Origin of the sequence: Gilliamella sp. B14384G12 (assembly GCF_016101825.1) — a bacterium.
GTDB classification, from domain to species: domain Bacteria; phylum Pseudomonadota; class Gammaproteobacteria; order Enterobacterales; family Orbaceae; genus Gilliamella; species Gilliamella apicola_N.
In genome coordinates this window covers 63,382-76,096 of sequence record NZ_JACFPU010000012.1, presented here as the reverse complement: position 1 = coordinate 76,096, position 12,715 = coordinate 63,382, and the positions used below count along the sequence as shown (strand labels likewise).

General features: G+C 32.2%; 11 protein-coding genes. 10 read left to right on the top strand and 1 reads right to left on the bottom strand.

Features of this window, described 5'->3' with window-relative positions:
• The first annotated feature begins 82 nt into the window (after nucleotides 1–82).
• From H3S73_RS11545 to H3S73_RS11500, 10 genes are all read left to right on the top strand, one after another.
• Complete coding sequence (locus H3S73_RS11545) at nucleotides 83–682, top strand: hypothetical protein (RefSeq protein WP_086301156.1); 600 nt, start codon at nucleotides 83–85, stop codon at nucleotides 680–682.
• Nucleotides 683–956: 274 nt separating this feature from the next.
• Nucleotides 957–1,505: a hypothetical protein gene (locus tag H3S73_RS11540; protein ID WP_198236687.1), complete on the top strand. Its 549-nt coding sequence runs from the start codon at nucleotides 957–959 to the stop codon at nucleotides 1,503–1,505.
• Between the two features lie 121 nt (nucleotides 1,506–1,626).
• A complete protein-coding gene (locus H3S73_RS11535; RefSeq protein WP_198236686.1) occupies nucleotides 1,627–3,066 on the top strand; it encodes a hypothetical protein in 1,440 nt (479 codons plus the stop codon).
• A 107-nt stretch (nucleotides 3,067–3,173) separates the two neighbouring features.
• Nucleotides 3,174–3,731, top strand: a complete 558-nt coding sequence (locus H3S73_RS11530; protein ID WP_198236685.1) for a hypothetical protein — start codon at nucleotides 3,174–3,176, stop codon at nucleotides 3,729–3,731.
• Between the two features lie 532 nt (nucleotides 3,732–4,263).
• Nucleotides 4,264–5,163 (top strand): site-specific tyrosine recombinase XerD, encoded by a 900-nt coding sequence (gene xerD / locus H3S73_RS11525; RefSeq protein WP_198236699.1) that lies wholly within the window; start codon nucleotides 4,264–4,266, stop codon nucleotides 5,161–5,163.
• A gap of 25 nt (nucleotides 5,164–5,188) precedes the next feature.
• Nucleotides 5,189–5,893, top strand: coding sequence for a bifunctional protein-disulfide isomerase/oxidoreductase DsbC (dsbC, locus tag H3S73_RS11520; protein WP_086326910.1), 705 nt, complete (start codon nucleotides 5,189–5,191; stop codon nucleotides 5,891–5,893).
• Between the two features lie 80 nt (nucleotides 5,894–5,973).
• The gene (gene recJ, locus H3S73_RS11515) at nucleotides 5,974–7,710 is read left to right on the top strand and encodes a single-stranded-DNA-specific exonuclease RecJ (RefSeq protein WP_198236684.1); all 1,737 of its coding nucleotides are present in this window, start codon (nucleotides 5,974–5,976) and stop codon (nucleotides 7,708–7,710) included.
• 123 nt (nucleotides 7,711–7,833) lie between these two features.
• A complete protein-coding gene (gene mpl / locus H3S73_RS11510; RefSeq protein ID WP_198228637.1) occupies nucleotides 7,834–9,228 on the top strand; it encodes a UDP-N-acetylmuramate:L-alanyl-gamma-D-glutamyl-meso-diaminopimelate ligase in 1,395 nt (464 codons plus the stop codon).
• A 70-nt stretch (nucleotides 9,229–9,298) separates the two neighbouring features.
• Nucleotides 9,299–10,777, top strand: a complete 1,479-nt coding sequence (locus tag H3S73_RS11505) for an NAD(P)H-hydrate dehydratase (protein WP_198236683.1) — start codon at nucleotides 9,299–9,301, stop codon at nucleotides 10,775–10,777.
• A gap of 46 nt (nucleotides 10,778–10,823) precedes the next feature.
• Nucleotides 10,824–11,183, top strand: coding sequence for a helix-turn-helix domain-containing protein (locus tag H3S73_RS11500; protein WP_086326914.1), 360 nt, complete (start codon nucleotides 10,824–10,826; stop codon nucleotides 11,181–11,183).
• A gap of 93 nt (nucleotides 11,184–11,276) precedes the next feature.
• Here H3S73_RS11500 and H3S73_RS11495 read toward each other — a convergent pair whose 3' ends face one another.
• Complete coding sequence (locus tag H3S73_RS11495; RefSeq protein ID WP_198228635.1) at nucleotides 11,277–12,644, bottom strand: L-serine ammonia-lyase; 1,368 nt, start codon at nucleotides 12,642–12,644, stop codon at nucleotides 11,277–11,279.
• Nucleotides 12,645–12,715 lie beyond the last annotated feature (71 nt).

Here is a 12,715-nt window from a genome sequence, read left to right as displayed (position 1 = left end):
TAGTTTTAATCATTATCTGGTAGTGAATAAAAAGTGTAACTATAAATGATATATAATAATTTTAATAATATAAGTGTAAAATATGATCAAGATTAAGCGGTTTGGTATTTTTTTTGTAGTAACTTTATTAGTTTTTCAAGTTAAAGCTCAAGATAAATTTAGTAATAAAATTCTTTATGAGTTTAAAGAATATTCGTCAAAGGTCTCATCCCCTGAATATACGTTAAAAAATTTTTTCAATGATAATCATGTTGTATATGATGAAAATAATTCATTAAATTCACTTTTTCAACCAAATACCCCATTGAATAGTATGGTTAATCATAGAAAGCCTTATACAGGTGAAGCTAAATTTTTTAAAGAAATACATCTGGATAAAAATTTAAAAATTTTGCTCTTTGCATATTTAGATCCAGATGAACAAGATTCATATTTAAATTTATTTACAATCGAAATGCAGATTTTTGATAAAAATTATAATTTTATAGACAAAATAATTGTTGTCGATGGAGCTTTAGCAGAATGTTCAATTAACAAAAGAATTCGTTTATATAAAAATAGAAATTTTGAAATTATAGAAAAAGAAAAATGCTTAGATATAGAAGAAAATGATAGATTATTATCGGAACAGACTAAAGTAACTTATTATTACATTGATAAAAATGGGGAAATACGTAATTGATAAAAAAGTAAATTTTATGATTTTTATGACCCAACAAAATATTTATTTCTTTAGAAAAACTTAGAAAAAGACAGATTATTATCAGCTAAAGGATTAAATCAACAATTAAATTTGTTAGGTCACTCAATATTAAGTGATAAAAAATGTTAGGTTGGAGTTACTCCATAAAGGGTAAAGTATACTTTTTAAACCAAAATCCAATAGAAACTACAAATCACAAGCATTATTTACATGTTCAATATTATGATATGAAGAAAGTTAAGGGAATCAAAGAATGAAACAGTTAATTTATCTGATTATTATCTGTTTTATTGTGTTTGTAAACGTTAATAAAGCAATTGCAAATACTATAAAAAATGAAATCTTAATAACCAATTCGTTTGCTGGTGAAAAATTAATATCAAGTAAAGAATTTGTACAATCTGTAAATAGAACTTGTGAAGATGATGACACATGTACTCTTTCGAAGATAAAAAAAAGTTATTATCAGCAATTTCGTGACCTAAACAATGATGAAATAACTATATCGAAACTTAAGAATAATATTGAATTAAAATTAAAAAAAGAAGAAACTCAAAACGAATTTTTAATAACTATCGAATTAATCTCATATAAGAATAATAAAAAAGTGGATTCTTTAATATGTTATGAATACAAAAATAATCCAAATGATAGTTTGGCCGTAGAAAAACTGTATTATCTAGAAGATTATAATTTATGGACACTGTATTTTATTTATGATTTAGAATCCACAACTACTGGAAGTTGGATTAAATATAAAATTAATCCCGAAACAGGAAAATTTGGGTTAGATAATAAATAACTTACCAATTGGTTTTATTAAAGTTTTACTTTACATGTAAAGCATGTATGTAAAAATACATATTAATTGAGTTTATTTAGCAAAATATACCTAATCTATGATTTACGATGAAAGAACCATTATGAAATTAAAAAAAATCTTTTTAAAAATTATTACGGTGTTATTTTTATCAATAAACATTGTCTATGCAACCGAACCACCCGAAACATGGTATTTTTATAAAGTTTCGAAAAATACAGCTTTAGATTATGAATCAGATTCTGAAAGAGAGCGTTTAATAGATAAATATTCAGAAACTAAACTAATCTTAATTGATGGCGATTTAACATTAGATAAAATTTGTACTATGCCACATGAGACAACGACTGATATTGAAACACCTTTATCATATTGGAAATCTCCCGAACTAACAGACAAGTATAAAAAAATTTTTATAGAAGAAAAAATCCCACTAGAAAACCAAATAGAAGTAACAAGAAATAACTATGAAAATGAAAATTATCCCTGTTTTAAAGAGGAATTTACAGACTTAATAAAAACAGGTAATTTTATGGTTTTCATGACTAAACCAGGATATTTACTCATTTTTTCAGAAAACTTAGAAAAAGATCTCTCTCAATCAAATGACAAATCATTTTCAAAAGAGTTGACACAACTACCGATTATTGACACTCCTTTAAATGATTATGATTTGTATGAATTAGATAAGGAAGACTCATTAAAAGAAATACCTGTCCATTATAAAAAGTATTTGGATATTCCTTCGTACGAGGGAGAAGATATATTAGCAGCGAAATTACCTTCAATTTCTTCAAATATTAATCCATATATTATTAGTTATGTTATGGAAAGTGGAGAAAGGGATTCGTATTTATATTTATTTTCAGACAATGATAACGTGTTAGATAAACTATTAATTTTTAGTTATATAACCACGACAAGGGGCGGGCCTGGAGGATACGGGCTTCCTGTTGGCTATCGTTATTTTAACATAGATAAAAACTATTCAATTGAACGTCGGCAACGTTTTGAAGATGAAACTATTGAAATCCAACATTATCAAGTAAACCAAAATGGGAAATTTAAAGAAATTCCTGTGACATCGGAATGTTATAATCAATTTCCACCTAAAGATAAAAATAAGCACTCCTCAAAAAGTCTTTTATTATCAAACTTTCAAGCCAATAACTATTTACGCTCTTATCTTGAGGATAAAAATGATTTCTATGATATGACTATGACACTAAATATTGAAGAAAATATTTTTTGTCTCAATTATCAACAGTCTTTTCCAATAACTCTGAATAAAATCAATGCTAAAAAGTTTTTCAATAATGAAAATTTATACCAACAACAGGTTGAAAATTTTAAGAAAGTAGGTATTGATATAAGTAATGAGTTGCAATATATCACTTTCCAAAATATTGAAAATACCCGATTAACTAATTTTTTATTGAATGGCAATCAGGCGATTTATATGGACAATAAACTCTTTTTTGTCGGTGAAAATTACTTTGCTTTCTTTTGGCAACCAAAAGATAAAGAATTATTTTATGAATAGGTTAAATTTTAAGATACGATGATAGTCATTATCCATCTAGAATAGAACAGTAAGGGTGTTGATAGTGAGTATAAATGGAGATAATATTGTCGCAACTTTGCAAGTTGATGAATAAAATCTTAATACCCTTATTGTTTGTTTTTATTAATAACCAATCATTTGCACACACTCATTCTTATTGCAATCTGAATTTGGTTGTTAGTTACGATATTGAAGAATGTGCAAATTTTTTTGAAGAAAAAATATCATCACTTTCGTCAGAACAAAAACAGTCTTTTCAAAAAGATTTTGAGAAAATAAAAAAGGATTACCCTTACCCTGAGTTTTTTATTCCTTTATTACGTAATTATCCAACTCCTGAAGTTTTGTTTACTGACCTTCAATTGAGTGAGGAAGATGATAAAAGAAAGGAATATAATAAAACGAAAATTTCTTTTGATGATGTTGAGTCTTTAATATTTAATAAATATATAAGAATTTTTCAAATATATAAAATTATTATTATCATGTTAGAGAAAAAGAGCAATCTAACATTAAGTGAACAAAATATGCTGCAAGTAAGTAAGCAACGCAGTCAATGTTTAGGTGAAATTTTAGATGATTTAAGTAACAACCCTGAAAAATCAATTGAAGAAAAAGTTATTATAGATAAATGTTATAAATAATGATTCAAAAAAATCATTATTTATTTAATAGTATTAATGATAATTGTTTATAAATTTAACTGTAAGTGAACCTATAAATATATTACGAAATGTGGGTTTATAATCAAAATAGATCATTTTACTAAAAGGTATGCTGTAACAAAATTCGAATTGAAAAGATTGATGTTCTTAGCAAGGATTAATTATAAAAGTAATGATATTTGAACAAAAAACCGATATCAAACTTTTTAGATCTGTTTATTTTAAAACTTTAGACATTAAGTAACGTTATGCAGTTAATGGTATACAATAAAAAAATAGATGCTAATGTGTTTACAAAAATTAGTATAACCCGCTTAATAAAATGATTTTGTCAAAAAGTTTCAGGTTAACTATACGTTTAAGTAAAAAAATGGGGTAAATAGAATAATTGAATATCGAAAAAGTATTATACCAGCCTATAATCTGAACCTATCTGCAACTTATCCTCAGTTGGTATATAATAATTATCATAAATTAATAGTAGAGATGACTTTTGATATCTGATAAAAATATACCAGCACAAAATAAACTGTTAATACAACAATTTTTAGATGCACTATGGCTAGAACGCAATTTAGCTGAAAATACTATTGCATCTTATAAACTTGATTTAATAGCATTAAGTCAATCACTGCAACAACAAGATGTAACGTTATTGACCGCACAAACGGATAATTTACAGAATTTTTTAATGCAGAGAGTTCAAGATGGGTATAAAGCCAGCAGCTCTGCACGTTTACTCAGTGCAACTAAACGATTTTTTCAGTATCTTTATCAAGAAAACTATCGTACTGATGATCCTTCTGCAGTTTTATCATCACCTAAATTACCCAAAAAACTGCCTAAAGATTTAACTGAATCACAAGTTGATGCTTTGCTTGAATCACCTAGTATTGAAGACCCTATCGAGCTTCGCGACAAAGCCATGTTAGAAGTTATTTACGCCACAGGTTTACGTGTTTCTGAATTGGTTAATTTAGAAATAAGTGATGTCAGTTTACGTCAAGGTGTCGTTCGAATCATCGGTAAAGGTAACAAAGAACGTTTAGTACCACTTGGTGAAGAAGCGATTTATTGGTTAGAATATTATTTTAAATATGCTCGAAATGATCTTTTGAAAAATGGTGCAATTGATGTACTTTTTCCAAGCAGATTAGGAAAAAAAATGACCAGACAGACTTTCTGGCATAGAATCAAATATTATGCCATACTAACCGGCATTAATATTGAGGCTCTTTCCCCCCATGTACTTCGACATGCTTTTGCAACCCATTTGCTTAATCATGGCGCGGATTTGCGCGTGGTACAAATGCTACTCGGTCATAGTAGCTTATCAACCACTCAAATTTACACACATGTAGCAACGGAAAGATTAAAGCAGTTACACAGCAAACATCATCCTCGAGCGTAGTTCTCAACAAAATAAGGATAATTAAATGAAGAAAATAGTTTTAAGTATAGGTTTGGCATTAATCTCAACTTCAGTACTAGCAGCTAATACAGATATTACAAAAAGCTTAAACCGATTAGGTTATGAATCCAAAGATATAAAAATTGAGAATAGTCCAGTAAATGGATTTAAAACCGTGATTACGCCTGATGGTATTTTTTATGTTTCTGATGATGGTAAATACTTAACTCAAGGACCTATTTTTGATGTACAAGGTGATGAACCACAAAATATAGCCAATAGTAACAATGTTAAATTAATTAAATCTATTGAGAAAGATGCTATTGTCTATAAAGCTAACAATGAAAAATATGTTATTTCGGTATTTACCGATTATACTTGTCATTATTGTAAGTTATTGCATGAAAATATTAATAAATATTTAGATGCGGGTATTTCAGTGCACTATTTTGCTTTTCCTCGTGCTGGTGCAGATAGCGAAGTTGGGAAAAACATGCAATCAATCTGGAGTGTAGCGGATCGTAAAGCTGCTTTTGAAAATGCTTACAAAGATAATCCTATCTCTCCGGCAAGCAGTATGATACCTTATGTAACCCAACAATTTAACGTTGGCAAACAAATTGGTATTACTGGCACACCTGCCATTGTTTTAGCTGATGGTCAACTTGTTTCTGGCTATGTTCCTGCTGATAAATTACTGACTATTTTAAATAAAAAATCGGTTAAGTAATATTTAACTAATCAATTTTAATCATTAATTAAAACGAATATAAAGACATATGTTAGCGTTTTGACGCTAACATTTATAATATGAATAAAACCAAAATATTACATCGAAAATTACCTGAAATTTTTCCTGAGTTATCACAAGATATTCCGCGATTATTGCAACGAATATACGCATTGCGTGGTATTAAAACCATGCATGAACTTGATTATACTACGCAAAATTTATGCAATTTTGATAAATTGGATGGGACACAAAACGCTGTTGAAATTCTTTATTCGGCAATGAAAGAGAATAAACGCATTGTCGTTGTCGGTGATTTCGATACCGATGGGGCAACAAGTACGGCATTAATGGTCACAGCACTTAGAAAAATGGGCTGTCAATTTGTTGATTATATTATTCCAGATCGCTTTGAAGATGGCTATGGATTAAGTATAAGCGTAGTAAAAAAAGCTATTTCACAACACACGGATTTAATTATCACTGTTGATAATGGTATTGCTGCTGTTGAAGCGGTCGAGTATGCAAAGCAAGCTAATTTAATGGTGATTATTACTGATCATCATCTCTGTCCAGAACAGTTACCCAATGCTGATGCCATAATCAATCCTAATTTACCTGATTGTGCTTTTCCATCTAAACATTTGGCGGGCGTCGGGGTAGCCTTTTATTTTATGCTAGCATTAAGGGCAAAATTACGTAAGGAAGATTGGTATACAAAGAAAAATTTAACGCCATACAATGTTACTAATTTACTCGATTTAGTAGCTTTAGGTACTATTGCTGATGTAGTAAAACTTGATCACAATAATCGAATATTAGTCCATCAAGGCATAAATCGAATTCGATCAGGCTATTGTTGTGAAGGAATAAAAGCTTTATTGCAAATTGCTAAAAAAGAGCAGTCTTCTTTCACTGCAACCGATCTCGCTTTTTATGTGGCCCCCCGATTAAATGCGGCAGGAAGAATGGATAATATGTCTTTAGGTGTTGAATTGTTACTTTGTGATGATTTTGATACTGCTTTAGAACAAGCCAAAAATCTTGATATGCTCAATAATGATCGCAAGTTGATTGAGCAAACTATGCATAAAGAAGCATTATCATTTATTCAAAAAATTGAAAATCAAGCAACAGCCATTCCTGACATACTTATTGTTTATCATCCTGAATGGCATCAAGGTATTATTGGTATTTTATCTGCCCGATTAAAAGATAAGTATTATCGACCCGTTATCTCATTTGCTTCAACATCAGACGGTTTTTTAAAAGGATCGGGAAGATCAATTGCAGGAATACATTTCCGTGATTTATTAGATGAATTTGATCAGAAATACCCTAATTTAATTGTAAGTTTTGGTGGTCATGCAATGGCGGTAGGTTTAACCATTCGTGAAGAAGATTTTGAACAATTTAAAAATTGTTTTGAAGAGTTAATCAATACAAAATTAATTAAGACATCACTAGAACCAATTATTGAAACCGATGGTGAAATTGATGGTAAAGATTTTAATTATGCGATCGCAAAACATATAAAAGAAGCAGGACCTTGGGGAGAAGGGTTTGCTGAGCCTATTTTTGATGGAGAATTTATCATTCATCAACAGCGCTTATTTGCAGAAAAACATCTTAGATTGGTTTTGGAACCCCAAAAAGGGGGACCGGTGATTGAAGGGATATTATTTAATGCTAATTTGCAACAATGGCCAGATCAATCATTAAAAAATGTCAAAATCGTTTATCATCTGATGGTAGATGAATTTCGAGGTAATCAAATGGCAAAATTATTGATTCGATATTTATGGCCTATCGCATAAGCCATAAAAATCGACTATAATTATCTGGACATTTCGGAATTACATCCAATTGCCAATCAAAACGACAGTGATAACAAAACAGATATTATTATCAGTACATTTTATTAAAGTTAAGGACTAAAAATGCATATTCATATTCTAGGAATTTGTGGCACATTTATGACAGGAATTGCATTAATAGCCCGTTCGCAGGGTCATCACGTAACGGGTTCAGACAAAAATGTTTACCCGCCGATGAGTACACTCTTACAAAAAGAGCATATTGATATTATTGAAGGATATGATCCCTCACAACTGACTCCTACCCCTGATCTAGTGATCATTGGTAATGCGTTATCAAGAGGTAACCCTTGTGTTGAATATGTGCTTGATAATAATATTCCTTATATTTCAGCTCCTCAATGGTTACATGACAATGTCTTACGCGATCGTTGGGTTATCGCGGTTGCAGGTACACATGGTAAAACAACCACTGCTGGAATGGTCAATTGGATTTTAGAAAAACAAGGTTATAAGCAAGGTTTTGTTATTGGTGGTGTACCTGGTAATTTTGATGTATCGGCAAGATTAGGCGAAGGTAATTTTTTTGTTATTGAAGCTGACGAATACGATTGTTCATTTTTTGACAAACGCTCAAAATTCATGCATTACTGCCCTAAAACATTAATCATGAATAATTTAGAATTTGATCATGCTGATATTTTTGATGATCTTGCTGCAATCCAAAAGCAGTTTCACCACTTAGTTCGTTTAGTACCAAGTAAAGGACTTATCATCACGCCACAAGATGATGTTAATTTAAAACAAGTACTAGCTAAAGGTTGCTGGAGCGAACAAAGCTTTACGGAATCTGAAACAGGTTGGTTAGCGCAACGTATTAACAGTGATGCCAGCCATTTTGCGGTTTATTACAATAGCGAAAAAGTGGGCGAAGTAAAATATTCTTTAGTCGGTGAATATAACATGCATAATGCGTTGATGGCTATTGCTGCAGCTCATAATGTTGGTATTAAGCCGACAGATGCTTGTGCAGCACTCGGTTCATTTATCAATGCCAAAAGACGGTTAGAACTTTATGGTGAAGTTAATAATATTGAAATATATGACGATTTTGCCCATCATCCAACTGCAATTTTGGCAACACTTGAAGCATTACGTAGTAAAATTGGCGCTAATCGCCGAATTTTAGCCGTTCTTGAACCTCGTTCAAATACAATGAAGCTTGGAGTATCAAAAGATGAGTTGGCGCCATCACTTGGTCGTGCTGATGAAGTTTACTTATTCCAACCTGAACAATTACCATGGTTAGTAGCGGATGTTGTTGATGGTTGTATTCAGCCTGCATATTGGTCTGGCGATATCGATTTACTTGTCGAAATGATAACAAAATCGGCTAAACCGACTGATGCCATTTTAATTATGAGTAATGGCGGTTTTAGCGGAATACATAATAAAATATTAGAAAGCCTAAAAAAACAACAGTTAAAAAAGCAAATGAATGAACAATCATTAATCTAATCATTGATTAATTTACCTGTATGATTTTGCCACTTAATGTGGCATCTCATTTACAGAAAGAGGCAGTATCATGCAATACTTAGTTACCTCGTCTGAAATGAAGCATTACGATGCTTATACCTCAAATGAAATTGGCTTACCCTCTCTAGTACTCATGGAACGCGCGGCACTAGCCGTTGTGAACCAACTCAATAACTATAATTTAAATAAAGTAGCTGTAGTATGTGGATACGGTAACAATGGTGGTGATGGTATTGCTGTTGCTCGCCTACTTAAATTGCAACATATTGATGTGGATGTTTATTTAATTGGTAAGCCAGAAAATGCTTCCGATGAAACATTACAGCAACTTAAAATAGCCCAGCATTATAATATTACCTTTGTAACATCACCCATTGATTCGTTTGCCAAATATACAACTATTGTTGATGCCATTTTTGGTATAGGACTTAATCGTATTGTCACTGGCGACTTTCTTCATACGATTGAATTGATTAATCAAAGTAATGCTGAAGTGCTTGCTGTTGATATTCCCTCAGGACTTTGTAGCAATACAGGTAAAATTCTTGGTATTGCAGTCAAGGCCAAACAAACGGTAACGTTTGCCTATTCAAAAATTGGTTTATCACTTTATCCTGGAGCTGAATTAGCTGGTGAAGTCACGATTGCAGATATTGGTATCTATGCAAATACCCCAGCAAGTCATTATACTTATCAATCTAATGAGTTGAGTCAATTACTGCCATGCCGTTCAAATAATAGCCATAAGGGTAGCTATGGTAAAGTTTTGATTATTGCTGGTTCAGAAAATATGTCCGGAGCGGCGTTCTTTTCGGCTAAAGCCGCTTATAAAACCGGTGCAGGGTTAGTACGTATTTACACACCAATATGCAATCGTGATATTTTATTGACACAACTACCTGAAGTATTACTTACGCCATATATTCCCAATAAAATTGATATAAAAAACCTCGAAGAATTAATAAATTGGGCTTCAGTCATTGTGATTGGACCAGGAATGGGCGTATCCGATGATACTCATAAAATCCTAGCGCACGTATTGCAATACGCTACAATTCCTATAATTATTGATGCTGATGGACTTAATACCTTGGCTACCAATTTAAAATTACTTCAACAAGCTCAGTCAACGGTTATTGTCACGCCACATCTGGGCGAAATGTCTAGGTTAGTCAATCTACCGATTGAAAATATTAAATCTAATCTCATCACAACAGCTAAAAAATTTGCACAAGACTTTGACGTAATCTGTGTTCTAAAAGATGCAAAAACCATTGTCGCAATACCTGAACACGCCACTTATATTAACCAATCCGGAAATAATGGTATGTCTACCGGGGGGACGGGCGATGTTTTAACGGGAATAATAGCAGGACTTATCGCTCAACATTTATCGCCGACAAAAGCAGCCCCAGTAAGTGTTTACTTACATGGATTAGCCGGTGATGCTGCTTTAAAAAGACATAATAAATATAGTTTATTAGCCAGTGATATCATTGAAAGTTTAAATGATATATTACATGTTTAGCTATAAAAATAACCTTAAATTTTAGTTTACCCAGTAAGGATTATTCATGAATGAAATTAACGACATGATAAAATTGTTATGTCGCCGAATAAAAATGGCTAGAATCGAAAAAAATTTATCGCAACAAGAACTTGCCGACAAATCTCAAATTGGTATAGCAACAATAAAACGTATTGAGCAAGGCGAATCAATCACATTACAAACATTAATTTCAGTTCTTAAAGGATTAGGCGAACTCGATCAGCTTAATAACTTACTTGCCTACAACGAAGTCATTCACAAAACCTCAGCAGACCAACCAAAACGGAAAAGAAAAAAACGAGCAACAAACACAGAAAACGTTGACGTACTTGTTGAAAATGATTTTTTGCGCTCTAAAGTGAATACCATGCGCTGGAAATACTAAAAAAAATTCAAAAAATAAAACGCTAAAACTAAGGATATAACGTAATTTTTATCTTCGCCAATTATAAAAAAGGCGAAGATAATAAATGGGCTCTTAACTACAATGTACCGTAATTGCCAATCCACCTCGAGATGTTTCTCGATATTTAGCATTCATATCTTTACCCGTTTCATACATTGTTTTAATTACTTTATCTAAAGTTACTTTTGCTGCCGTTATTCGTCTCAACGCCATTCTTGTGGCATTGATAGCTTTCACCGCTGCAATAGCATTACGCTCAATACATGGCACTTGCACTTGTCCAGCGACAGGATCGCAAGTCAAACCTAAATTATGTTCCATCGCAATTTCGGCAGCCATACAAACTTGCTCGGGATTTCCGCCTAAAAGCTCAGCTAATCCTGCCGCAGCCATTGAGCAAGCTACACCTACCTCACCTTGGCAACCAACTTCCGCGCCCGAAATAGAAGCGTTCATTTGATAAAGTTGACCAATTGCACCACAAGTTAAAAAGAATCGAATATAGATATCAGGCGTAACTGGGTTAATAAATTTATCATAATAACCCAATACCGCTGGAATAATACCGCAAGCACCATTAGTTGGAGCCGTAACCACACGCCCCCCTGCTGCGTTTTCTTCACTCACAGCAAGTGCAAACATATTAACCCAATCAATGATCACCATTGGATCACTAATGATCTGATCTTTGGTTGTAGATAGCTGTCGATAAAGAGAAAAAGCTCGGCGTGGCACTTTAAGTGGCCCAGGTAATAAACCTTCTGTATTCATACCTCGTTTGATACATTCTAAAATAGTTTGCCCTACGCGTGAAAAGTAATCTTCAATTTCTTCATACGAATGAAATTGCAGCTCATTTTTCATCATAATACTGGAAATTGATAAAGAATTATCTTCACAATGTTTCAATAATTGTGCAGCAGAAGAAAAACGATAAGGCAGTTTTACTGATTCGGTTTTTTGCTTTGCAAATTGTTCTTCTTCTACAATTTTACCGCCCCCTACTGAATAATAGGTTTTCTGAAACAGGAGCGTTTCACCATTATAGGCACTCAACGTCATACCATTTTCATGGAGAGGTAAAAATTTAGAATGAAACACCATACAACTAGCAAGAGGAAAATCGATTTCGTAGCGATTATCATAAATCGGTAAGCGATGTGTCTGACTGATTTTTTCGATAAAAGATGGAATATTATCAATATTCACCATATCAGGTTTTTCGCCAGCAAGTCCCATAATGATAGCGATATCTGTTTGGTGACCTTTACCAGTTAGCGATAAAGAGCCATAGACATCAGCCACAATTTTGGTTACCGATGACATCATGTTATTACTAATCAGTTGATCAATAAATGCCTTCCCGGCTCTCATCGGGCCAACCGTATGTGAACTTGAAGGACCAATACCAATTTTAAATATTTCAAATACCGAACTCATATTTTTCCCTTTTTGATACTTACGCAACTGTGTTGCGTAAGTTTAAATCTTCATAAATTTACTATTGCAAC

Coding starts and splice junctions, on each gene's coding strand:
- H3S73_RS11495 (WP_198228635.1), bottom strand. CDS start 12,644: ATGAGTTCGGTATTTGAAATATTTAAAATTGGTATTGGTCCTTCAAGT.
- H3S73_RS11535 (WP_198236686.1), top strand. CDS start 1,627: ATGAAATTAAAAAAAATCTTTTTAAAAATTATTACGGTGTTATTTTTA.
- H3S73_RS11540 (WP_198236687.1), top strand. CDS start 957: ATGAAACAGTTAATTTATCTGATTATTATCTGTTTTATTGTGTTTGTA.
- dsbC (WP_086326910.1), top strand. CDS start 5,189: ATGAAGAAAATAGTTTTAAGTATAGGTTTGGCATTAATCTCAACTTCA.
- H3S73_RS11505 (WP_198236683.1), top strand. CDS start 9,299: ATGCAATACTTAGTTACCTCGTCTGAAATGAAGCATTACGATGCTTAT.
- recJ (WP_198236684.1), top strand. CDS start 5,974: ATGAATAAAACCAAAATATTACATCGAAAATTACCTGAAATTTTTCCT.
- mpl (WP_198228637.1), top strand. CDS start 7,834: ATGCATATTCATATTCTAGGAATTTGTGGCACATTTATGACAGGAATT.
- H3S73_RS11500 (WP_086326914.1), top strand. CDS start 10,824: ATGAATGAAATTAACGACATGATAAAATTGTTATGTCGCCGAATAAAA.
- H3S73_RS11545 (WP_086301156.1), top strand. CDS start 83: ATGATCAAGATTAAGCGGTTTGGTATTTTTTTTGTAGTAACTTTATTA.
- H3S73_RS11530 (WP_198236685.1), top strand. CDS start 3,174: ATGAATAAAATCTTAATACCCTTATTGTTTGTTTTTATTAATAACCAA.